The organism is Variovorax sp. AC194, from assembly GCF_979257995.1.
Genome location: NZ_OZ409823.1, coordinates 407429 through 430750, shown reverse-complemented (window position 1 = coordinate 430750; position 23322 = coordinate 407429). Strand labels below are relative to the sequence as shown.

Below are 23322 nucleotides of genomic sequence, written 5' to 3'. Positions count from 1 at the left end.
TCAGTCCTTGGTGGCAACAGAGAGGACAGGCAGTTTCACAGCCTGCGGGTTCTCGCGCACGTAATCGCGCAGGATGGCGTCGAAGCTCGCATCGGCCGCGAGGCCCAGCGCCCCGGCGCGCGCGGCGTGGATGCGGCTCGGCCAGCTGGTGACGATCCTGGCGACCTGCGCGTCGGGCGTCCAGTCGATCAAACCCGTGGCGTCCTTGCCCGCGAGGCGTTCCAGCGCATCGGCCATCTCGCGCACGGTGGTGGTCAGCGCGGGCAGGTTGATGGCGGTGCGGGCGCCCCATTCGGCCGCGCTCGCGGTGGCGGCGCGCACGAGGCCCGCGACGGTGTTGCCGGGCGAGGCCAGCGCGACCGGCGTTTCGGGCGCGACGGGGCAGCGTGCGCGCTCGCCGGCCAGTGGTTCCCGCAGCATGCCGCTCAGGAAGCTGGAGGCCGCGCCGTTGGGGCGGCCGGGGCGCACGGACACCGTCATGAGCCGCACGTTGCGGCCCTGCACGAAGCCCTTTCGCGTGAAGTCGGCCACCAGCTGCTCGCCGATGAATTTCTGGATGCCGTAGCTGTTCTGCGGCGTCGGCAGCGTCGTGTCCTCGATCACTGCGGGCAGGCGCTGCCCGGGCGAATCGCCGAACACCGCGACCGAGCTGGAGAACACGAACACCGGCGCATGGCCCGCGCGGCGGCAGGCATCGAGCAGCGCGCGGGTGGTGTCGAGGTTGCTGCGCATGCCCAGGTCGAAGTCGGTCTCGCATTCGCCGCTCACGGCGGCTGCGAGGTGGAACACGGCATCGGTGTCGGCCAATGGCAGCGCGCCGTTGCCGGCCTGCTCGTACAGGTCGCCCTGCACGAACTGGATGCGGGCGTCGGCTGCGAGGTCGGCGGGCGGCGGCACGCGGTCGGCCAGCGTGATGCGTGCGATGTCTTTGGCAGCGCCGCCGGCCAGCGCGAGCGGGCCGCCCGCGAGCAGCGTGCGCGCGAGCCGTGCGCCGAGGAAGCCGCAGCCGCCGGTGATGAGGATGTGCATGGTCGGGTGATTCCTTCTTCAGGCTTTCTTGTTCGGGGTGGGCAGTTCGATGCCCGGGAAGATCTTGATGACCGCGCTGTCGTCCTCGCGCGCGAAGCCCGCGGTCGATGCCTGCATGAACATCTGGTGCGCGGTGGACGAGAGCGGCAGCGGAAACTTGCTCGCACGCGCCACGTCGAGCACGAGCCCCAGGTCCTTCACGAAGATGTCGACAGCCGACAGCGGCGTGTAGTCGCCCGCGAGCACATGCGCCATGCGGTTCTCGAACATCCAGCTGTTGCCCGCGCTGTGCGTGATGACTTCGTAGAGCGCGTCCGGGTCCACCCCTTCGCGCAGGCCCAGCGCCATCGCCTCGGCGGCCGCGGCGATGTGCACGCCGGCCAGCAGCTGGTTGATGACCTTCACCTTGCTGCCCGCGCCGGCCGAATCACCGAGGCGATAGACCTTGGCGGCCATCGCATCGAGCAGGCCGCCGGCCTTCGCATAAGCGGCGGGCGTGCCGGCGGTCATCATCGTCATCTGGCCGCTTGCGGCCTTCGCGGCACCGCCGGAGATCGGCGCGTCCAGGTACAGGATGCCCTCTGCCGCCAGCCGCGCCTCGAGCGCGACCGACCAGTTCGGATCGACGGTGGAGCACATCACGAAGAGGCTGCCGGGCTTCATCGACGCCGCGCAACCGGGCGTAGTGCCGTCGCCGAACAGCACCGACTCGGTCTGCGCCGCGTTGACGACGACGCTGACCACGATGTCGCACTGCGCGCCGAGCGCGGCCAGCGTGTTGCATGCCGTGCCGCCGTCGCGCGCGAAGGCCTCGGCCACGCCCGGGCGCACGTCGAACACACGCGGCGCATGGCCCGCGCGGCGCAGCGATTGCGCCATGCCGCTGCCCATGGCGCCCAGGCCCACGAGGCCGACGACGGGGGTGTTGTCTTGGTTCATTGGCTCGGGCTCCATCGGGTTTTTGAAAGGTTGGACAACACGCAATTTGAAGTTCAGGAATTTCCGCGAGGACCGGCTTTGCAGGCGCTGCTCCGGGGAGGAAATTCGCGGAGCGACTCCGGTGCGCAGGGCGCAGAAAGGAGGCAGATACAGGGAAGCGAGGTCGCGTGCCAGCATCCCGTTCGGTTCTCTCGATTTGTCAGGTCATCATACAAGTTGAGACCCCATCCGTTCAGCCGGGGCAAACCCGCAGGGAACACTTCGCTCCCCCTGCTGGCTCACCGGCCGGCCTTCGCGCAGCACCGAATTGCGCGCCGTGAATGCGAGCCCGCGCCGCATCTCACGCCGCGTGAAGGCCGGTCCACGTGGCGTGCAGCACGTTTCAGGAATGCGAGTAGACCAATGCGAGCCTGCGCTCGTATTCTTTCGACACCCGAATCATTCAACGATGTGACTGGAGATCGAACGCATGGAAACCCGATTCAAAGACCGCCCTCATTCCCGCGAGGCGGGCACTGCCTGAACACGCCGATGCTGTACACGACTGCCCTGATGATCCACACCGGCGCGACGCTCGCGGCAATTCTTTCGTTCATGGCCGGCGAACTGCTTTTTGCCATGGCCCGGAACGGCCGATGGCGGCCCGCGAGGATGGCGCTGCGCGCCGGCCGCTCCGCGCACCTGCTGCTCAACCTGGGGGTGCTCGCCGGCATCGTCCTGGTGTTTCTCGGTGGCTGGCCGCTGTGGACACCGTGGCTGCTTGCGGCATTCGCCGTCATTGCCGTTGCCATGGCGGTGCGGCACGGATTCGTCGCCCCCTGGGAGTTGCGGGTCGAATCGGCGCTCGGCGGCGAGGCTTCGGTTGCGCAGATCGGGGCGTTCGCGAGCGAAAAGTTTGCCCTCGCTGCGCGCGTGAGCGTGATCGCCCTCTTCGGCGTCGTCGCGGCCTTGATGACGATGAAGCCGAGCTTGCCGCTCCTGTTCGGCGGTTGATCCCGGCGCCCACGCGCGAGGCCCGCACGGATCGATGGACCCGTGCGGGCCGCAGCCGCTAGCATGAGCGACGGCTCGCATTTTTTCATTCGTCTTCAGGAACGCCGACATGCCACGCAAGGCCATCACCCGACCCCGAAAGCACGCCACGCAGGAGCGCTCCAGAGTGACCGTCGATGCGCTGGTCGAAGCAACGGCCCGCATCCTGGTGAAGGAAGGTTTCGACAGGGCCAGCACCAACCGGATCGCCGAGGCGGCGGGCGTCAGCGTCGGCTCGCTCTACCAGTACTTTCCCAGCAAGGAGGCGCTCGTGGCGGCCGTCATCGAACGCCACAACGAGGAGATCGCGCAGCTCGTGCGCGGGGCCATGGTGGAGGTCGCCACGCAGCCGGTGGCCAAGGCGGTGCGCAGGCTCGTTGCGGTGGCCATCGAGGCGCACCGCATCGATCCCAAGCTGCACCGCGCCCTCGCCGAGCAGATTCCGCACACGGGCCGCTTCGAGAACGCGGTGGGCCTCGTTCGCGAGAGCCACTCCTTCTTCGTCGGCTATCTCGAAGCCCATCGCGATGAGCTTCGCGTGACCGACCTCGAGCTGGCCGCCTTCATGTGCGTGACGGCCATCGAAGCACTGGCGCACACCGCGGTGCTGCACCGCGCGGAGATGCTGTCGGACAAGGCATTGAAGAAGCTCACCGACGAGACCACGCGCTTCGTGGTCGGCTACCTTCAATAGGCGTTCGCCCGGGAGGGCTCGGCTTCGAGAAAGTCCGTGATGCCATCGCGGCTCGGCGTGATGTCCCTCAGTTGCAGAAGGGCCCCGGCATTGCCCCGGTGGTAGCTGCCGTGCAGGCACACATGCAGGATGATTTCGCCGCGTGTCATGCGCGCGGGCTTTCCGCTGGTGAAGACGAAGTCGACCGGCTCGTCGGCATCGCCGGCCGCGAGGCCGCCCGCGTAAGCGACATACCAGTCGTCGACTTCGCGGGTGCCGCTCGCGAGCGCGCCGATCTCGGGCAGTTCTTCGGAGCGTGCCGCCCGGAACGTGTGGGACAGCCCTTGCAGGTGATGCTGGAAGATCCGGTCGACCGCATGCATGTGGTCGAGGACGCGCCGCATGAGGACAGCGTCCTGCGGACTCAGCTTCCCGAGATTGCGGTCCGCGGCTTCATAGAGGCCACGATCGGCCCAGCGCTTCATGGCGACCAGCTGCGCGTAAGGGTGCGCAGCGCCGGCGGTCGCGTGCATGCGGTGTGTGGATGCGATTTTCTCGACGCTCATGATGACTCCTGTTCGTTGTGTCGTCAGGAAAATAATATGAGCGGAGACTCGCTTTAGATACTCGCGTTCGGAACGCACCCGCGGCCCGTTCTTCCTCAGGCGGAAAGCGGCGCTCGTCTTTTCACAACTCGCATTTCGCCCGGAAAAGAAGGCCGCAACCGACGCGCCGGAGGCGCGTCGGCGCTCAGGAGGCGGTGCCGAGTGCGTACCGTGCGGCCCGCGCGATGCTCGCCGCGTCCACGTTGAAGAACGCGCGCAGCGCGGCGCGCGTGTCGCTGCGCCCGAACCCGTCGGTGCCGAGCGTGAGGTAGCGGCGGCCTTCGGGGAGGAAGGCGCGCACGCTCTCGGGCACGGCGCGAACGTAGTCGGTGGCCGCGACGATCGGCGCCTTGCCCTTGCCCAGTTGCTGAGCGATGAACGCTTCGCCGGCGACCTCGCCTGCGATCGCTCGCTGCTCGCATGCGAGGCCATCGCGCGCGAGTTCGCTCCAGCTCGTGACGCTGAACACCTCGGCCTCGATGCCCTCTTCAGCCAGCAGCTGCGCGGCCTTCACGACCTCGGTGAGGATCGCGCCCGAGCCCATCAGCGTGACCTTCTGCTTGGCCTTGCCCTTGGCGGACGCATAAGTGCCGAAGCGATAGCAGCCGCGCAGGATGTCGGCCTCCGCGCCCGCGGGCACATCGGGCTGCGCGTAGTTCTCGTTCATGAGCGTGACGTAATAGAAAACGTCCTTCTGCTCGACCATCATTTCGCGGATGCCCGCGTCGACGATCACCGCCATCTCGCCCGCGTAGGCGGGGTCGTAGGCCTTGCAGTTTGGAATGGTCGCGGCCACGAGGTGGCTGCTGCCGTCCTGGTGCTGCAGGCCTTCGCCGCCGAGCGTGGTGCGGCCCGACGTGGCGCCCAGCAGAAAGCCGCGCGCGCGCTGGTCGGCCGCGGCCCAGATCGCATCGCCCACGCGCTGGAAACCGAACATCGAGTAGTAGATGTAGAAGGGCAGCATCGCCAGGCCGTGCACGCTGTAGCTGGTGGCCGCGGCCGTCCAGCTCGCAATGGCGCCGGCTTCGCTGATGCCCTCTTCGAGGATCTGCCCGTCGGTGGCTTCGCGGTAGCTCAGCACCGAGCCGATGTCTTCCGGCGCATAGCGCTGGCCCACGCTCGAATAGATGCCCACCTGCTTGAAGAGATTCGCCATGCCGAAGGTGCGCGCCTCGTCGGCCACGATGGGCACGATGCGCGGGCCCAGGGCCTTGTCCTTCATGAGGTTGCCCAGCATGCGCACGAACGCCATGGTGGTGCTCATCTCCTTGCCGGCGGCCGCCGTGGCAAACTGCGCGTAGCTCGCGATGTCGGGCTTGGGCACCACGTCGCACGCGGTCTCGCGGCGCGGCATGGCGCCGCCGAGCGCTTCGCGGTGCTGGCGCAGGTACCGCATCTCGGCGCTGTCTTCGGCCGGACGGTAGAAGTCCATCGCGGTGGCCTGCGCGTCGGTGAGCGGCAGGTTGAAGCGGTCGCGGAATTCGATGAGGTCCACGTCGCCCATCTTCTTGTGCGAGTGCGTGGTCATCTTGCCCTGCGCGGCGCTGCCCATGCCGTAGCCCTTCTTGGTGTGGGCGAGGATCACGGTGGGCTGGCCCTTGTGCTTGGCGGCCGCCGCATAGGCGGCGTGGATCTTCACGAGGTCGTGGCCGCCGCGCTTCAAGCGATCGATCTGCTCGTCGGTCATGCCTTCGGCCAGGCGCGCGAGTTCGGGGTTCTGGCCGAAGAAATTGTCGCGGTTGAAGCGGCCGTCCTTCGCGGCGAAGGTCTGCATCTGGCCGTCGACGGTGTTGGCGAACACGCGGGCGAGCGCACCGCTCACGTCCTGCGCGAAGAGGCCATCCCAGTCGCTGCCCCATACGAGCTTGACGACGTTCCAGCCTGCCCCCGCGAAGAGCTTTTCGAGTTCGTCGATGATGCGGCCGTTGCCGCGCACCGGGCCGTCCAGGCGCTGCAGGTTGCAGTTGACGACCCACACGAGGTTGTCGAGTTTTTCGCGCGCGGCGAGCGTCAAGGCGCTCATCGATTCGGGCTCGTCCATCTCGCCGTCGCCGAACACGCCCCACACCTTGCGTCCCTCGCAGTTCAGGAGGTTGCGGTGCGTGAGGTAGCGCATGAAGCGCGCGTGGTAGATCGAGCTGATGGGGCCGATGCCCATCGAGCCCGTGGGGAACTGCCAGAAGTCCGGCATCAGGTACGGATGCGGGTAGCTGCTCAGGCCCCGCGCGCCGCTGCCTTGCGTGAATGCCGGCGCGGTGAGTTCCTGACGGTAGTGCGCGAGGTCTTCTTCGCTCAGGCGCCCTTCGAGGAACGCACGCGCATAGACGCCCGGCGCGCTGTGCGGCTGGAAGAACACGAGGTCGCCGCGGTGCTGCTCGCTGCGCGCGTGGAAGAAGTGGTTGAAGCCGGTCTCGAACAGGTCGGCCGCGCTCGCGTAGCTGGCGATGTGGCCGCCGAGTTCGCCATAGGCCTGGTTGGCCTTGGCCACCATCGCGAGCGCGTTCCAGCGCATCAGCGACGCCAGGCGCTCTTCCACCGCGAGGTCGCCGGGGAACGGCGGCTGGTCTTCGGCGGCGATGGTGTTGACGTACGGCGTGGCCAGCTCGGGCTGCCAGCCGATGCGCTGCTGCCGCGCCACGCGGGCCAACTCGACCAGCATCTGTCGCGCGCGCTGCGGGCCGTGCGTTTGCGCGAGCGCGAGGAACGCGTCGCGCCATTCGGCGGTCTCTGCGGGATCGGGGTCGTGCGACATGGAGCTGTCGAGCAACAGGGCGCGCATCTGGTCGGCGGAAATCGGGGCGTTCATGACGGCACTTTAAGCCGACATGCGGAAAATTAGCTACCGGCGCACGCAAGCCCACGCGGGCATCGCAGCATAAAATTCCGCCATCTTTTGATTTCGAAGCATTTCATGCAACTCGATGCCATCGACCTGCGCATTCTCGACGAGCTGCAACGCGACGGCGCGCTGTCGAACGTGGAGCTCGCGCGCCGCGTGCACCTGTCGCCCTCGCCGTGCCTGGCGCGCGTGAAGGTGCTCGAAGCCAACGGCGTGATCGACCGCTACGTGGCGCTCGCGAGCGCGAAGGCGCTGGGCCTCGGGCTCAACGTGTTCATCTCGATCAGCCTCACGACGCAGAGCAAGCAGTCGCTGGCCGACTTCGAGCAGCGCATCGCCGAGCACGACGAGGTGATGGAGTGCTACCTTATGACGGGCGACAGCGACTACCTCATCCGCATCGCCGTGGCCGACATGGCGGCACTGGAGCGGTTCATCATGGAACAGCTCACGCCGATTCCGGGCATCGAGAAGATCCGCTCGAGCTTTGCGCTCAAGCAGGTCAGATACAAAACGGCGCTGCCGTTGCCAGCAGCGCCGTCCTGAAATCGGGGTCAGCCCGAAGGCCGGCTTACTTCTTGAGCTTCGGCTGGATCGGGTCGGCCGTGAGGTAGCCGACGACGGCGCTGAAGCCGTCCTTGTAGTTGGTCTTGATGAGCGGGCCGACCGCGTCCTTCACGCCCTGCGCCGTGGTGCCGATGAATTCGCCCGCGTGCTGGAAGTTGCTCATGATGTACGTCCAGCCGTTGATCTCGTCCACGGCATGCAGGCCCGTGCACTCGGCGCCGGCCGGGGTCGAGAGAATGCGGCTGAGCTTCTTCGTGTCGACGTTGTAGGCCCACAGGAAGTTGTTCACGTGGTTGCCGCTGTCCTCGCCGATGAAGAGGGTGCGCATCTTTTCCGAGAACTTGATGTTGTCGGGGCTGGCGATCTTGTCGGGGTTGGCGGTGTTGCCCAGGGCGTCAGCGGCGATGTCTTCACCGACGATCAGCGCCTTGGTCGAGAAGGGCACCCAGTCGCTGTTGATCGCGGTGCCGCCGATGTCCTTCTTGCCGCCGGCCATCGAATGGGCCAGCACGCCGCCGGCCTTCAGGAGCTTGTCGAGCGAGACGTTCATCTCCGCGCGCCAGGCCTTGCCGTTCTTGACCATCGAGTCCTGGATGTTGGCCAGCGCCGAGTAGGCGACCTTGTCCTTGGCGTTGACGGTGGTGCCTTCCATCTTGGTGAAGGCCATGCTGGCGCCCACGAGGTTGGCGTAGCGGTGCGTCTCCAGGAAGGCGGCCGCCTTCTCCATGCCGGGCACGAGCTTGACCCACTGCGCGGTGCCGTCGGCGAAGATCTTCGTGTAGCTCGCATCGAGCGGGTCGGCGAACTTCACGTCCATGATGTCGGTCGGGGCGATGGTGTTGGCCAGCGTCTCGATCTCGGCGCTGGTGGCGTGGCCCAGCTTGATCCAGGTGAGCTCCGCGCCGGCGGCGGCCGGGTCGATCGAGAAGCCGGTGCCCACCTTGGCGACGTACAGCGTGCCGGCCGAGAGGTCCTTCTCCTTGTCGGCCACGAACATGAAGAGGCCGCCGTTGGTGTAGTCGTCGCCCATGAGCGCCGTGCGGTTGTCGGGCATCACCTGTATCAGCTCGTGCGAGATGCGGCCGAGGCAATAGTGCTTCTTGACGCTGCCGGTGCCGTCCGGGTTCACGGTGACTTCAGGCAGGTGGCCGTAGTGGTAGGCGCGGGCCGCGGTCTCGCTGCCGAACACGTTCTTGCTGTAGGCCTTGAACTGCGCGTTGGTCGAGGCGGTGAAGGCATCGGGCTCGTACTCTTCGCTGGAGAGGTGCGTGCCCCAGGGCGAGAGGCTCGCGCCGCAGGTGATCCACAGGCCGTGGGCGCTGGACATGTCCACGTTGTGGTACTTCACCAGGCTCAGCTTGCCGGTGGCCTGGTCCTGGTCGAGCGTGAGCACGGCGATCGGCGAGGGCAGCTGGCCGTAGGTGCTGTCGCCCTTCTGGTTCTTGGTGGTGTATTCGAACTGGACCACGGCGAACACCGGCTTGCCCTTGACGCCGGGCACGCTGGCGTTGGGCAGGCTCAGGAGCGAGCTGCCGTCGGGTGCGTCAGAGAAGAACTGGCGCTCCTTGCCGACCACGGAGGCGTCGACGATCGGCTTGTTGTTGATGTCGACGTAGCCGCCGGCGAGCACCTTGCCGCCGTTGCCGTCGGACACCATGTCGCCCGTCAGGAAGAAGGGCTGGTAGGCCAGCTTGTATTCGGTGGAGCTGCCGTTGTCGAACGACACCTTGAGCGTGGAGCCCACGGTGGTGGTGGCCATGGCGGCGGCGTCGGTGAGCGACGGTGCGGCCATGCTGCTGAATTCGGCCGAGACGAAGTTGACGGCGGGCGCCGGCGCGGGCGGTGCCGGCGGGGGCGCGGGCGGCAGCACGATGGGCGGGAAGGCCTGGCCGCCGCCGCCACCGCCGCCGCAGGCGGTGAGGAAGGCGACGCCGCCCAGCGGCAACATCGGGGCCGCGCCCAGCAGTTTGAGGGCGTGGCGGCGGGAGGCCGTGGGGGCCTTGGTGGAATCAGTCATTTTGTTTTCCGCAGATCGTGGGGTGGTTGCGGTGAGGCCAAAAGTCAGCCTCCCGTCAGACCGTGGACCTTAAGAGGCGCCCGTGACGAATCTGTGCATCGCCCATGACAGAACGATGACGCCGCGCGCCCTGAAAGCGCTCGCCGGCGGAAAAAGGAAAACGGCGCGGCTTACTTCGGCCAGAGCGCCCACAGGCGCAGCGGCTGGTTCATGCTCGCGGCCAGCCGGCCCGCATCGGGGCCGGTGCCTGCGAAGTAATCGGCGCGCACCGCGCCCAGGATCGCGCTGCCGGTGTCCTGCGCCACCACCAGCTTCTGCAGCTGCGCCGCCGGCCCGCTCGAGGCGAGCCACACCGGCGTGCCGTACGGAATGCTGTCGCGATCGACCGCGATGGAGCGCCCCGCCGTGAGCGGCACGCCCTGCGCGCCGCGCGGGCCGAAGGCGGCGTCCACCTCGCTCATCGTTTCCTCGCGGAAGAACACGTAGCGCGGATTGCTCCACAAAAGCTGCGACACGCGCTGCGGGTTCTGCACGGCCCAGGCCTTGGTGTCGTCGGGCCACTTGCCCACCTTGCTCACGCCCTGGCTCATGAGCCACTGCTGCACGCTGCGGTAAGGCTGCTCGTTGGTGGCCGAGAAGGCCACGCGCACGGTGTGCTGGTAGCCGTTGGCCTCGGTGATGCGCAGGCGCCCGGAGCCCTGGATGTGCAGCATCAGCGCGTCGATGGGGTCGGCCATCCACGCGATCTCGCGGCCGCGCAGGGCCGCCTGGGCTTCGGGCAGCGTCTCGATTTCCTGGCGCGTGTACCAGGGGCGCTTGGGCACGAGGCCATCGGGCGCCTGGTAGAGCGGCACGCTGAAGGTGGCATTCGGAACGCGCGAGGCTTCGTACACCGGCTCGTAGTAGCTGGTGAGCTTGCCTTCGCTCTGGCCTGCGAGCGATTCGACGCGGTAGGGCTGCAGCCGGTCGGTCATCCACTGGCGCTGCTCTTCGGGCGTGGCGATGGCCAGCTGGCGCACCTCGCGGCACAGCGGCGCGAAGGCAGCGTTGGGGCGCGCGCAGTTGGCCAGGAGCGCGATCCAGGCTTCGTGCAGCGGGTCTTCGCCGAAGCCCGGAAGCTCCGCCCAGCCGACGGGCACCCAGCGGCTCTTGGGGTGCGCGAGCGATCCGGTGAGCGGTCCGAGGTCGCGCGGCGGGGTGGCGGCGGGGCGGGTGGGGGCGTCGGGCACGCGGGGGCCGACGGAACAGCCGGCAAGCGTTGCTACGATCGCAAGCCCGACCAGCCACTGGAGTCCATTTCTCATGGGTTTGATTCTGCTTGAAGCCCTCGCCGCGGGACTCGTGTTCATCTTGATCATCTGGTGGACCATGTTTTCCGGCCGCAGCAAGGGCGAATTGCACGACGACGCCGAGCCCGAAGCCGACCGCGCCGCCGATGATCGGGACCCGCCGCCGAAAGCGTGAATTGCTTGTGTAGCCGCAGGCCGCGCGCGCATGTCGGAGAAGCACCTTGTCGCTATTACTTTAGTAGCAATCATCGCAGCAAACATGCGGAACGGCGAAGGTTTTCTTATTTTCCGTAGGGCCTTGAGCCCGTACCATCGCGTACTCTCCCGGGGCTAAGCTCTGGCCCGCTTGATTCAACATCGAAAGGGATCGCCATGAAAAAGTTCGTACTCGCCACCTGCGCCACCGCCATCGTCCTGTCCGGCTGTGCCGGCGGCATGACCGACACGCAGCGCAACACCGGCATCGGTGCCGGCATCGGCGCATTGGGCGGCGCCGCCATCGGCTCGGCCACCGGCGGCAACCGCGGTGCCATCGGCACGGGCGCGGTGGTCGGCGCGGCAGCCGGCGCGCTCGGCGGCTACCTGTGGTCGCAGCGCATGGAAAACCAGAAGCGCCAGATGGAAGCCGCCACGCAGGGCACCGGCGTGGCCGTCACGCAAACGCAGAACAACGAGCTGAAGCTGGCCATTCCGAGCGACGTGTCGTTCGACGTGGGCCGCGCCAACATCAAGCCGAACTTCGCGCCGGTGCTCGACCAGTTCGCGAGCGGCCTGCGCAACAACCCGAACGCCGAGGTGCGCATCATCGGCCACACCGACAGCACCGGCTCGGACGCCATCAACAACCCGCTGTCGGTCGACCGTGCCACCAGCACGCGCGACTACCTGGTTGCGCGCGGCGTGAACGCGGCGGCCTTCCGCATCGAGGGCCGCGGCTCGCACGAGCCGGTGGCCGACAACAACTCCGACGCCGGCCGCGCGCAGAACCGCCGCGTCGAAATCTACGTGGGTGAGCGCGGCCCGCGCGGCTGAGGCCCATCCACCGGGGAAACCGGCCGCGTCGAACGGCCGGTTCCCCTCACCGTTTTTTCAATGGTCCATTAGAGGGAAATCTCATGAGGAAGCTTCTTGTCTCGGGTGCAGCAGCAGCGGCTGCGTTGATGTTCATTGCAGGTTGCGCTTCGCAGTCCGCACCGCCGCCGGCACCCGCGCCGGCCGCACAGCCGGCACCGCCCGCCAACAGCTGGACCGCGCGCCTGGCAGCCCTGAAGACCGACCTGGAAGCCTCCACCAAGGGCACGGGCGTGGTGATCGAGCAGACCGCCGACAACCAGCTGCACGTGGTCATTCCGAATGAGCTCTCGTTCGACACCGGCCGTGCCAACGTCAAGCGCAACCTCGCGCAGGTGCTCGACAAGGTCGCCGAAGGCCTGAAGACCGCCACCGCCGCCAGCGTGCGCGTGGTCGGCCACACCGACAACACCGGCAGCGAAGAAGGCAACGAGCGCCTCTCGGTGAGCCGTGCCGACAGCGTGCGCAACCACCTGGTGGGCCGCGGCGTGTCGACCACCGCCATCACGACCGACGGCCGCGGCTCGCGCGAACCGCTGGCCGACAACGGCACGCCCGCTGGCCGTGCTCAAAACCGCCGCGTCGAGATCTTCGTCGCGGAAAAGGCCTGATCTCCTAGAGATCCCGGAGTCGGTTCGCCAATTCGACGGCCGACTTCACTTCCATCTTCTCGAACACGCGCGCCCGGTGGACCTCCACCGTGCGCACGCTGATGGCCAGCTGGTCGGCGATCAGCTTGTTCGGCAGTCCCTCGACCACGAGCCGCATCACGTCGCGCTCGCGGTCCGTGAGTTCGGCGATGCGCCCGGCAAGACCGCGGCGCACGCTCTGCACCTCCAGCGCCCGCAGCGACGCACCGAGCGCCTGCTCGATGCGGTCGACCAGCGCGTTGTCCGAGAACGGCTTCTCGCAGAAATCGAAGGCGCCGCGCTTGACGGCATCGACCGCCGTCGGCACGTCCGCATGGCCGGTGAGGAAGATCACCGGCATCGCGTCCAGCAAGCCGCGCTCGGCCAGGCGGTCGAACAGCACCAGCCCGCTGGTGCCGGGCATGCGCACGTCCAGCAGCAGGCAGCGCGGCTGATCGGGCAGCGGGCCTTGCGCCAGCAGCTGCTCGAACGCCTCGGCGCTGCCGAAATGCTCGCTGGCCAGGCGGCGCGAGCGCAGCAGCCAGGCCAGCGCCTCGCGCACGCTGGCGTCGTCGTCGACGATATAGATGAGTCCATCGATCAGCGGTTGCATATCAATTTCCAAAACAAGCGTGTTCCCTTCCAGGGACACCGCGGAACCGGCTTCGCCGGGCCGCAGGTGTCGCCCCCGGCGAGGGGGGAGGAGAAGCGACACGAAGTGCGCGAAGCCTGGGGGTGAGTCATGTGCTCGGCAGGGTGAAGCGGAAGATCGTGCCGCGCGGCCGGTTGGGTTCGTGCATCAAGGCGCCGCCATGCTGCTCCACCACCGTGCGGCACAGGCTCAGGCCCAGGCCCATGCCGTCGGCGCGGGTGGTGAAGAAGGGCGTGAAGAGCCGCTCGGCCACGTCCTGGCCGATGCCGCAGCCCAGGTCGGCCACGGAGAACTCGAGCCAGCGCCGCGCGTCCTCGGTGCCCGGGCCGCCCACCGCCACGGCGCGCGCCACGCGCAGCCGCAGCACGCGGCTGCCGACGTTGTCGGGGCTGTCCATCGCCTGCATCGCGTTGCGCGCGAGGTTCAGCAGCACCTGCTCGACCAGCGTGCGGTCGCACATGGCCGCGGGCAGCCGGTCTTCCAGCACCACCTCGATGATCACGCCGAGCTTGCGCGCCTGCAGCCGCACCAGCGGCAGTACCGCATCGATCAGCGCTTGCGGCGCGACGGCCTCGCGCGTGCGGTCGCGCCGGCGCACGAAGTCGTGCACGCTGCGGATCACCTGGCCCGCGCGGTCGGCCTGCTCGGCGATGCGCCTGACCGCCATCGCGACTTCGCCCTGGTCGCCCTTGGCGTTCGGCCCGAGCAGGTTGAGCGAGCCGCTCGCGTAGCTGGCGATCGCGGCCAGCGGCTGCGTGAGTTCGTGGCTCAGGAGCGATGCCATCTCGCCGACCGTGGCCAGCCGGGCGCTGGCCTGCAGGCGCTCCTGGCTCGCGCGCGAGAGCTCCTCGATGCGGCGCTGCTCGCTCACGTCGATGAACGCGCTCATCCAGCCGGTCTGCACGCGGTGCGCGTTGATCAGCGGCGCCTCGAAGATCAGCACCGGAAAGCGCGTGCCGTCCTTGCGCATGAAGACCGATTCGAACCCTTCCCGCGGCGGCATGCCGCCGGCCAGGCGCCGCGCCTGGCGCTGCTGGTATTCGTGCGCGAGTTCGGTAGGCCAATAGGGGGCTTCGGGCGCATCGGCGATGTCGGCCATGAGCTCCTCGGGGGTGAAGCCGACCATCTCGCAGAAGGCCGGGTTCACATAGGTGATGCGCCCCTGCAGATCGCGTGCGCGCAGGCCCGTGATGACCGAGTCTTCCATCGCCTTGCGGAAGGCGAGCGCATCGGCCAGGTCGCGCTCGGCGCGCAGGCGCCGCCGCGTGTCGCGCGCGAGCAGCACCAGCACCGACACCAGCGCGATCGAAATGGCGGTGACCAGCGCCGTGAGCATGTTCGGGAACAGGTCGGGCGCGGCGCGCCAGCCATCCACGCGCAGCATCAGCGCGGTGCCCGGCAGGTCGATCAGCTGCTGCGAGGTGAAGACGCGCGTGCCCACGCGGCGCGAGCTGCCCAGCGCCACCAGCCGCGTGCCGTCGGCCTCGGTGAACGAGACCTCCTGGCCGCGCGTGAGCGTAGGGCCGACCAGCTCGATGAGGGCGTCCCGCAGCGAATAGCTCGCCACGAGAAAGCCCCCTGCGTCGATCGGCACGCAGAACTCCAGCACCTCCACACCGCCGCCGCCGGCGATCGGCACGTAGTGGCTCGGCGAGTACGCGCCCGCGCCGAGCTTGCGCGCGGCCGCGCAGGCCAGCATCACGTCCGACTGCTCGGGGCCGCGGCTGGTCTCGTCCAGGATGCGCATGCGGTAGGGCGTGTTGACCGCCTCGAGCGGCCGCAACGCAGCGTCGCGCCATTCCAGGCGCAGCCACTCGCGGTGCTCGCGCAGCAGGGCGGCCGCGGCATCGTTCCATTGCGCGCGGTCGGTGCCCGGCAGCTGCGTGGCGCGCAGGCTCTGCGCATTGCGCTGGAAGCCGCTGCGCAGGTCGGAGACGGCATCGGCGGTGTCGCGGTCCATCTGGACCTGCATCTGCTCGACCTCGTGCCGTCCCGCGAGCCACACCACCGTGACCAGCAGCACCGACACCAGCACCGCCAGCAGCAGCCACAGGAACCAGCGCTGCCACAGCGAGCGCAGCCGCACGAACGCGGAGCGCGCCCACCGCGGCGGTGCGACGGTCAACGCATCAGGCATCGCTAGAGAACGCAGTGCGACAGCACCGGCAACTGCGTGCGCGTGCGCTCGATCTGCCTGGCGTCGATGTCGAACAGCACCACACCTTCGTCCGTCGCCTGCTGCGCCACCACCGTGCCCCACGGGTCGATGACGAGCGACTGGCCCCAGGTCTGGCGGCCGTTTTCATGCGTGCCGCCCTGCGCGGGCGCCACCACCCACGCGAGGTTCTCGATGGCGCGGGCGCGCAGCAGCACCTCCCAATGGGCGGCGCCCGTCGTGCGGGTGAAGGCGCTGGGCACCAGCAGCAGGTCGGCGCCTTGCCTGGCGAGCGCGCGGTAGAGCTCCGGAAAACGCAGGTCGTAGCAGACGCTCATGCCGATGCGCCAGCTGTGGCCGTCGCGCGAAGGCAGATCGAACACGACCGGCTGCGCGCCCGGTGCGATGACGCGGCGCTCGTCGTAGCGCTCGGTGCCGTTGTCGAAGAAGAAGAGATGGATCTTGTCGTAGCGCGCCACGCACTGGCCCTCGGGCGAGAAGGCCAGCGAGCTGTTGAAGACGTGCTCGGCATCGGTGCTCTCGATGGGCAGCGTGCCGCCCACGATCCACAGGCCGAACTCGCGCGCCGCATCGGCCAGGAAGCCCTGCACCGTGCCCGCGCCGGCCGTCTCGCGCAGGCCCAGCTTGTCGGTGTCGCGCGCGCCCATCATGCAGAAATACTCGGGCAGCACCGCGAGTTCGGCGCCCGCCGCGGCCGCCTCGGCGAGCAGGTCGTGGGCGCGCGCGAGGTTGGCTTCGCGGGCGATGGCCGACACCATCTGGATGGCTGCGACTTTCATTGCGTGGTCTCCGTTTTTCTGCCTTCGTCCGCGGTCGAGGAACCCGTCTGGCCGCCTTGGCCGGGGAGACCCGGCAGCTGCAGCGTGCGCGGCACCTTGGCGATCTTGGGGTCGGCCCAGGTGCCTTCGATGTGGAACTCCTGCGTCGCGGCGGCGGCGAGCGGCTTGCTCAGCACCCACTGCGCGAGGAAAGTGCCCAGGCCGATGGCCGGGTTGATGGCGGTGGCCACCAGCGCGGCGGTGCCGGCGTTGATCTCGGGCACCACCACCACGCGCAGGTTCTGCGTCTCGCGCACGATGTCGGCCGAGCCGTCCATCAGCGCCGCGGCGTTGACGCCCTTCATCTGCAGGTTGTTGGTGCTCGCAATGCCTTTGTTGATCTTCGCATCGCCGCGGATGAAGTCGAAGGCGAAGCCCTGGCTGAACACGTCGCGGAAATCCAGCGTGAGCCGGCGCGGCAGCGCCTGCAGGCTCAGCACGCCCAGGAGCTTGGCCAGCCCCGGGTCGGCCTTGAGGAACTGGCCCGATTCCACATCGACCTGCAGATTGCCGCCCAGGCTCGGGTAGTCGAGCGAGAACGGCGAGCCGCGCCAGTTGACGTCGCCTTCCAGCCGCCCCTTGCCGCGCCGCAGCACGCCGGGCATGCCGAATCGCGCGAGCAGGTCGCCGGCATCGGCGATGTCCAGCTTGAAGGTCATGGCCGTGCGGCGCTGGCCGGCCGCGGCGCCGGGCACGGCGGCCCAGGTGCCCTTGGCCGCAAAGCTCGCCTCGGGCATGGTGAAGGTCAGCTTGTTGAGAAGCCACTCGCGGCCCGCGCCGCCGCGGTTGACGGCATCGATCTCGGCGCGGCCCAGGCGCTTGCCGAGCAGCTCGAAGTCGTCGATCACGATGTCCAGCGCGGGCAGCGTGCCCGGCTGCTCGTCGAGCAGGGCCTCCACCTGCGTCGCCTCGGACGGCGCGATCTTCAGGCGCGCGAGCCGCGCATAGAGCCGGCCGGCCTGCGTGTGGCGGTACTCGGCGTAGCCGCTCAGTTCGGTGGCGTCGATGTTGGCGCGCCAGAGCGCGCCCTCGCGCGTGCCGCCCAGCACCACGTTGTGCAGCGTGCGCCCGGCAATGCCCAACTCCTGCGCGCGCACCGCGATGCGCGTGGGCACGTAGGCCTGCGCGGCGTCTTCGCCGGCGCCGGGGGTTTCGCTCGGGGTGCTGCTCGCGGCGGCGCCCAGGAGGGCGTCCCACGCGGCGATGTCGAGCTTGGCCACGTTGACGTTCGCGAACACGCCCTTGTCGGGCAGGCTCGCGGTCTCGCCGGCCGAGAGGCCGACGCCGATGCTGCCGCGCAGCACCCGCGCCTCGGCGCCCGAGATGTCGCGCACGAATTGCACGGAACCGACACGGCCCAGCTCCAGCGAGAGCTGGTCTTGCGTTGCCACCGCGACGCCGCCCTGACGGGTCTCGCGCGCCAGCACTTTCTTCTCGATGCGCAGCGGCATCTGCTCCTCGGCCGTCTTCACGAGCGGCGTCGGCAACTGCAGGGCGAGGCCTTGCAGGCTGCTCGTCAGCAGGAGTTCGGAGGCGCCGTCGCGCACCGAGAACGTGGCCGCATACGGCGTGCTGCCGGTGGCCTTGCCTGCGAGGCGCGCGAGCCAGTCGGCCTCGCGCGCGCCGCGCAGGCCCTCGGCCGTGGCCGTGCCCTGCGCCTTGAGCGCGACCTCGCGGTTGGGGCCGGTGAAGCGGCCCTTGCCTTCGATGCGGATGTCGCCGCCGAGGAGCCTGGCCTGCACGCCGGCCAGCGAAAAACCGGTCTCGGTGAAGTTCAGCGTGCCCTTGCTGTGCGTGAGCGAGGGCGCCTCGGGCACGAGTTGAAGTTCGTTGTCGGCCAGCGCGACGCTGGCCTGCACCTTGGCGTTGTCCATCGCCGCGAGCGGCAGCTCCAGGTGCAGCTTGTAGTCGGCCGAACCGGTGGCGCGCGCCTTCAGCATGAGTTCGCCGGTTTCGCCGGCCAGCGGCGCGCCGACGCGCAGCACTTCGCCCAGCGGCCCCCTGGCCTGTGCATCGACGCGCAGCAGCGAGGCGTGGTGCGACATGTCGGCGATCTGCGCCTCGGCCTTGGTCACCTCCACGCCGTTGGCGCCGGCCAGCTTTCCGCGCGCATTGCGCACCAGCATGCCGGCGCGCTCGAACACCAGTTCGCCCGACAGGCCCGTGAGCGCAGGCCACGCCGGCGCCGGCGTGCCGGTGCGCGCGGGGATGGCGGTGGCGGTCTGCGGCACGTAGGCGTAGTTGACGTCGGCCACCTTGGCCGCGATGCGGAAATCGCCCTGCTTCGGGTCCATGAACGGCATGTCGTGCAGGTCGCCGCGCACGCGGAAATCGACGGTGCTGGCGGTGCCCTTGGTGACGGCATCGCGCACGTAGTCGCGCGTGTGCTGGGGAATGTCCAGCGGCAGGTAGCGGAACACGCGCGTGCCGTCGGCGCGGGTGAGCTTGCCCTGCAGGTCGAGCACGCCCGGAAAGCGCCCCTTGCCTCTGGAGACGGCCGGATCGCTGGTGCGCCATGTCGCTTCGGCATCGCCCTCGGCATCGGTGTTGGCGAAGCGCAGCTTGGAGACCTGCACCTGGGCGTTGCCGTTGTCGAGCTTCCACTGGACCTGGGTGGAGAGCCGGTCGATCGGGATGACGGGCTCCTCGAACACCCCGGGGAATTCGAGCGTGCCCTGCGCGATGGCCAGCGTGGCCGTGCCGCCGGTGTGGGTGGCGTCGAAGTCGACGGTGGCGCCGCTCAGGCCGGGCGTGCCGGGGTGGGCGTGCGGCGGCGTTGCGGCGGCCGTCGCGGAGGCGGGCGTTGCGGGTGCCGGTGCCGGTGCCGGTGCCGGCGTGGGCGGCGCCGGCTGCGAGGCGACGCGCAGGCCGCTCACGCGGCCGCGCGCCTGGTACTTGTCGGGTGCGCCCAGCGAGCCCTGCCAGTTCAGGTCGATGTGCTCGACCAGCCCGCGCGGCGCGTAGCTGTCGAGCACGCGGTGCGTGGCTTCGCCCAGCGGCAGCCGGTCGGCGATGAGCGCGAGCGCGGCCAGGTCGAGCCGGTCGGCGCGCAGGGCGCCCTTCTCGGGCGTGCGGCCCTTGGCCGGCGTGTGCTGCAGCCAGAGATTGCCGCCAGGCCAGCGCAGACCGTCGGAGGTGTCGAACTGCAGCGCGGTGGTCGAGAACTCGAAGGTGTCGTCGTTCAGCTGGCCTGCGAGACGGCCGGTGACCGAGCGCAGCACCAGCGGCTGCAGCCCCTTGCCCAGCGAGGCATCGACGCGGTCGAGCCCCAGGTCGGCCGCGCCGCCCACGAGCTGGCCGTCTTCCACGTCGGCCCAGAGGCGCACCGCGCCGTTGCCTTCGCGGATGCGCGCGTCGAGCGAGACGTATTGGCCCAGTCGCGTGACATCGATGTAGGGCAGGTCGGCGTAGATCTGGCCGTCCCAGGTCTGCCAGCGGCCGGTGCGCACCGACAGGAGCGGCTGGCGGAACTGCCCGCGCAGCGTGAAGCGCTGGCCCCAGCCGGCCGGCGGCGTGGCGTCGAGCCGGAGGCCGTGGCGGCGGCCGCCGTTGCGCGCCACGAAGCGCACGTCGGTCAGAAGGAGCGGCTCGGCCTGGCGCTGCCCGTCGGTCCAGCGCACGGTGCCGCCTTCGATGACCAGTTCGCGCTGCGCGAAAAACCAGTCGGCGGCGCGGGTCTCTCCGGTCGTGTCGGTGTCCATGTGCAATCCAGCCACATGGAGTTTTCCCTGAGCATCGCGGCGCACATCCAGCTGCGGGCCCTCGATGTAGAGCTGCTCGAAGTTCAGGCGCCAGAGGGATCGCGGCGACACGCTGGCCACCACGCGCACGAGGCGAAGAGCCTCGCGCTGGTCGGCATCCTGCAGCACCACGTCGCGCAGTTCGAAGGCGGGGAAAAGCCCCTCGGGGCGGGCGGTGATAGAGCCGATGCGCACCGGCACGCCGATGGCCTTGCTAGCCTGTGCCTCCAGTGCGCCGCGAAAATCACCGATTCGCGGCACAATCCACGCGTGTAGGACAACGACTGACAGCGCCAGCAGAAGCCATGCAGCGATCAGCAAACCCAACAGCCAGCGCGCCGTCACAGCGGTGATTTTGAGCAGACGTGAAGGGGTAGACGCCGTGTCGTTCATTGAGGATCGCGCTGTGTCGGGAATTATGACCGCCAGCATTCAGAGGGGTTCCACGGAAACCGATAGCAGTGTGAACCAGTTGCCAGCCACTTCGACGCAGACCGCGCAGATCGCGTTCTCTTCCTACTCCCGTTTCGTCCAGCGCCTTCGCCGCAGGTATGCGGCCGAGCTTGCATTGCTTGCCCCGGGCGAGCCGCGGCGCGAATCGATGGCCGTGGCCTTCGAGGCATTGCGCCAGCGCGGTGACGCGGTGGGCGATGCCTTGCGCATTGTCAGGCAGCTGGTGATGGAGCGGCTGGTCACGCTCGATTGCGACCAGCAGGCCCCCCTCGCCGTGGTGACCACCGCGGTCACCGAGCTGGCCGAATTCGCGCTCGACATCGCCTGCGCCGACGCCTGCCACGAACTCGATGCCGTGCACGGCGCGCCGCTCGGCCCCGAGGGCCAGCGCGCGCAGCTCTGGGTGATCGGCATGGGCAAGCTCGGTGCGCGCGAGCTCAACGTGTCCAGCGACATCGACCTCATCTACCTGTACGACCTGGACGGCGAGACCCAGGGCGACGCCGACGGGCGCGGGCGCCTCGCCAACCAGGAGTACTTCTCGCGCGCCGTCAAACGCATCTATGCGCTGGTGGGCGACACCACCGAGCACGGCTTCGTGTTCCGCGTCGACCTGGCCCTGCGGCCCAACGGGAACTCGGGGCCGAGCGTGGTCTCGCTCGATGCGCTCGAAGAGTATTTCCAGGTGCAGGGCCGCGAGTGGGAGCGCTTCGCGTGGATGAAGAGCCGGGTGGTGGCGCCGCGCGACATCGTGCTCGGCGGCCACGCCCAGGGCCTGCGCGGCGCGGTGCTGCCCTTCGTGTTCCGCCGCTACCTGGACTACAGCGTGTTCGACTCGCTGCGCACGCTGCACCGGCAGATCCGCGAGCAGTCGGCGCGCCGCAGCGCCGGTCGGCCCGAACGAGCGAACGACGTGAAGCTCTCGCGCGGCGGCATCCGCGAAATCGAATTCACCGTGCAACTCCTGCAGGTGGTGCGCGGCGGGCAGTTCCCCGAACTGCGCACGCGGCCCACGCTCGATGCGCTGCAGCGCCTGGCGCGCGCCAACCTCATGCCGCAGGAAACCGCCGACGCGCTGGCGCTGGCCTACGAGTTCCTGCGCCGCGTGGAGCACCGCATCCAGTACCTGGACGACCAGCAGACGCACGTGCTGCCGGTGGCCGACGACGACCTGCGCTGGATCGCGCAGTCGATGGGCTATGCCGACTGCTGCCCCTTCCTCGCGCAGCTGGACACCCACCGCGAGTTCGTCGCGCAGGAGTTCGACAAGCTGCTGGGCGGCGAGAAGCCCTGCAACGGCAAGTGCAACGGCAAGAAGGCCGCGGCGCCCACCGACCTGGCGGACCTGCTCGACGACCTGCCGCCGGTTTTCGCCGATCGCATCCGCGACTGGTGCGAGACGCCGCGCGTGCTCGCCCTGCGCGAGGAGACACGCGGACGGCTGCGCCAGCTGGTGCAGCGCACCGGCCAATGGCTGAAGGAACCCGACGGCGATGGCGCAGGGCAGACGCCGCGCCACGTCGATGCCGCGATGCGCTGGGCCGATTGGATCGAGCCGCTGATGCGCCGCGAGAGCTACCTGGCGCTGTTGGTCGAGCGGCCCGCCGTGCAGGAGCGCCTGCTGCGCCTCCTGGGCGCGGCGAAATGGCCCGCGCGCTACCTGATGCAGCACCCGGGCGTGATCGACGAACTGGCGAGCGACGAGATGCTCTCCGGCCGCTTCGTGGCCGAGGAATTCGAGCGCGAGCTCGAGGCGCGCCACGCATCGCTCACCCGCACCGGCGAGGCCGACGAAGAGCGCCTCCTGAACCTGCTGCGCCATGCCCATCACGCCGAGGTGTTCCGCACCTTGGCGCGCGACGTCGATGGCCGCATCACCGTCGAGCAGGTGGCCGACGACCTGAGCGCGCTGGCCGACACCACGCTGCGCGTGACCGCGCGCTGGTGCTGGCCGCATGTGCGCAACCGGCACCGCGAGGTGGCGCAGTTCGCGATCATCGGCTACGGCAAGCTGGGCGGCAAAGAGCTGGGCTACGGCAGCGACCTGGACATCGTGTTCGTCTACGACGATGACGACGAGCGCGCCGGCGAGGTCTATGCGGCCTATGTGCGCAAGCTGATCAACTGGCTCACGGTGAAGACGCGCGAGGGCGACCTGTTCGAGATCGATACGGCGCTCAGGCCCAACGGCAATTCGGGCCTGCTCACCACGAGCTTCCAGGCCTACGAGAAGTACCAGCTCGGACGCGGCAGCAACACCGCATGGACCTGGGAGCACCAGGCCATGACGCGCGCGCGCTTCGTGCTCGGGAGCGCGGACCACGGCGCCGAACTGGGCGCGCTTTTCGACCAGGTGCGCGAGGCGGTGCTGGTGTCGCCGCGCGACCGCGAGGCGCTCAAGGCCGAGATCATCGCGATGCGCGACAAGCTGCGCGGCGCGCGGCCGGTGAAGGCCGACCGCTTCGACGTGAAGCACAGCCCCGGCGGCATGGTCGATGCCGAGTTCGCGGTGCAGTTCCTGGTGCTGTCGTCCGCGGGCGAGCACCCGGAGCTGATCCCCAACGTGGGCAACATCGCGCTGCTGTTGCGCGCCGAACTGGCCGGACTGCTCCCCGAAGGCATCGGCCGCAGCGCGGCGCGGGCGTATCGCGAGCTGCGCCGCGTGCAGCATCGCGCGCGGCTGAATGAGGAGCCGACGCAAGTCACTCCGCCGGCCCTGGCCGCCGAGCGCGACGCCATGCTGGCGCTATGGAAGGCCGTATTTGGTTGAACTGGCTCTCCCCCAGGCTTCGC

17 protein-coding genes are annotated in these 23322 nt (G+C 69.0%); 7 read left to right on the top strand and 10 right to left on the bottom strand.

Going from position 1 to position 23322, the window contains the following annotated elements; translation table 11 throughout:
* Both denD and ltnD read right to left on the bottom strand, forming a co-directional pair.
* Entirely contained in the window at positions 1-1029 is a 1029-nt protein-coding gene (denD, locus tag ACZYRS_RS02040) for a D-erythronate dehydrogenase (protein ID WP_463417933.1), read from the bottom strand.
* 18 nt (positions 1030-1047) lie between these two features.
* On the bottom strand, positions 1048-1968 hold the full coding sequence (ltnD, locus tag ACZYRS_RS02035; RefSeq protein WP_463417932.1) for an L-threonate dehydrogenase: 921 nt from the start codon (positions 1966-1968) through the stop codon (positions 1048-1050).
* Positions 1969-2499: 531 nt separating this feature from the next.
* Between ltnD and ACZYRS_RS02030 the strand changes: the two genes are divergently transcribed.
* Both ACZYRS_RS02030 and ACZYRS_RS02025 read left to right on the top strand, forming a co-directional pair.
* Positions 2500-2961: a hypothetical protein gene (locus ACZYRS_RS02030; RefSeq protein ID WP_463417931.1), complete on the top strand. Its 462-nt coding sequence runs from the start codon at positions 2500-2502 to the stop codon at positions 2959-2961.
* A 109-nt stretch (positions 2962-3070) separates the two neighbouring features.
* On the top strand, positions 3071-3694 hold the full coding sequence (locus tag ACZYRS_RS02025) for a TetR/AcrR family transcriptional regulator (RefSeq protein WP_463417930.1): 624 nt from the start codon (positions 3071-3073) through the stop codon (positions 3692-3694).
* On the opposite strand, the gene ACZYRS_RS02020 is transcribed toward ACZYRS_RS02025, so the two are convergent.
* Positions 3688-4239 carry a DinB family protein gene (locus tag ACZYRS_RS02020; protein ID WP_463417929.1) on the bottom strand — a complete coding sequence of 184 codons (552 nt, stop codon included), beginning with the start codon at positions 4237-4239 and terminating at the stop codon, positions 3688-3690. The two genes, ACZYRS_RS02025 and ACZYRS_RS02020, sit on opposite strands and share 7 nt — an antisense overlap.
* A gap of 184 nt (positions 4240-4423) precedes the next feature.
* The gene (gene mdeB, locus ACZYRS_RS02015) at positions 4424-7084 is read right to left on the bottom strand and encodes an alpha-ketoglutarate dehydrogenase (protein ID WP_463417928.1); all 2661 of its coding nucleotides are present in this window, start codon (positions 7082-7084) and stop codon (positions 4424-4426) included.
* Between the two features lie 105 nt (positions 7085-7189).
* On the opposite strand from mdeB, the gene ACZYRS_RS02010 reads away from it, so the two are divergent.
* The gene (locus tag ACZYRS_RS02010; protein ID WP_176661269.1) at positions 7190-7663 is read left to right on the top strand and encodes an Lrp/AsnC family transcriptional regulator; all 474 of its coding nucleotides are present in this window, start codon (positions 7190-7192) and stop codon (positions 7661-7663) included.
* Positions 7664-7688: 25 nt separating this feature from the next.
* Here the strand turns inward: ACZYRS_RS02010 and ACZYRS_RS02005 are convergent, their stop codons facing one another.
* Both ACZYRS_RS02005 and mltA read right to left on the bottom strand, forming a co-directional pair.
* Positions 7689-9701 (bottom strand): PhoX family protein, encoded by a 2013-nt coding sequence (locus ACZYRS_RS02005; protein ID WP_463417927.1) that lies wholly within the window; start codon positions 9699-9701, stop codon positions 7689-7691.
* Between the two features lie 170 nt (positions 9702-9871).
* Complete coding sequence (gene mltA, locus ACZYRS_RS02000) at positions 9872-11005, bottom strand: murein transglycosylase A (RefSeq protein WP_463417926.1); 1134 nt, start codon at positions 11003-11005, stop codon at positions 9872-9874.
* On the opposite strand from mltA, the gene ACZYRS_RS01995 reads away from it, so the two are divergent.
* The 3 genes from ACZYRS_RS01995 (at position 11004) to ACZYRS_RS01985 (ending at position 12672) form a co-directional block, all read left to right on the top strand.
* Positions 11004-11165 (top strand): hypothetical protein, encoded by a 162-nt coding sequence (locus ACZYRS_RS01995; protein WP_198785327.1) that lies wholly within the window; start codon positions 11004-11006, stop codon positions 11163-11165. The genes mltA and ACZYRS_RS01995 overlap by 2 nt on opposite strands.
* Positions 11166-11362: 197 nt before the next feature.
* Positions 11363-12022, top strand: coding sequence for a YiaD family glycine zipper/OmpA-like lipoprotein (locus ACZYRS_RS01990; RefSeq protein ID WP_042577385.1), 660 nt, complete (start codon positions 11363-11365; stop codon positions 12020-12022).
* 83 nt (positions 12023-12105) lie between these two features.
* Complete coding sequence (locus ACZYRS_RS01985; protein WP_198785328.1) at positions 12106-12672, top strand: OmpA family protein; 567 nt, start codon at positions 12106-12108, stop codon at positions 12670-12672.
* Positions 12673-12676: 4 nt separating this feature from the next.
* On the opposite strand, the gene ACZYRS_RS01980 is transcribed toward ACZYRS_RS01985, so the two are convergent.
* From ACZYRS_RS01980 to ACZYRS_RS01965, 4 genes are all read right to left on the bottom strand, one after another.
* Positions 12677-13303 carry a response regulator transcription factor gene (locus tag ACZYRS_RS01980; RefSeq protein ID WP_198785329.1) on the bottom strand — a complete coding sequence of 209 codons (627 nt, stop codon included), beginning with the start codon at positions 13301-13303 and terminating at the stop codon, positions 12677-12679.
* Positions 13304-13430: 127 nt separating this feature from the next.
* Entirely contained in the window at positions 13431-15479 is a 2049-nt protein-coding gene (locus tag ACZYRS_RS01975; RefSeq protein WP_198785330.1) for a two-component system sensor histidine kinase NtrB, read from the bottom strand.
* A 2-nt stretch (positions 15480-15481) separates the two neighbouring features.
* Entirely contained in the window at positions 15482-16297 is an 816-nt protein-coding gene (locus ACZYRS_RS01970; RefSeq protein WP_463417925.1) for a carbon-nitrogen hydrolase family protein, read from the bottom strand.
* Complete coding sequence (locus ACZYRS_RS01965; protein WP_463417924.1) at positions 16294-20469, bottom strand: YhdP family protein; 4176 nt, start codon at positions 20467-20469, stop codon at positions 16294-16296. The genes ACZYRS_RS01970 and ACZYRS_RS01965 overlap by 4 nt, the downstream gene beginning before the upstream one ends.
* Positions 20470-20494: 25 nt before the next feature.
* Here ACZYRS_RS01965 and glnE point away from each other — a divergent pair, with 25 nt between their 5' ends.
* The gene (glnE, locus tag ACZYRS_RS01960; RefSeq protein WP_463417923.1) at positions 20495-23299 is read left to right on the top strand and encodes a bifunctional [glutamate--ammonia ligase]-adenylyl-L-tyrosine phosphorylase/[glutamate--ammonia-ligase] adenylyltransferase; all 2805 of its coding nucleotides are present in this window, start codon (positions 20495-20497) and stop codon (positions 23297-23299) included.
* Positions 23300-23322: the final 23 nt, after the last annotated feature.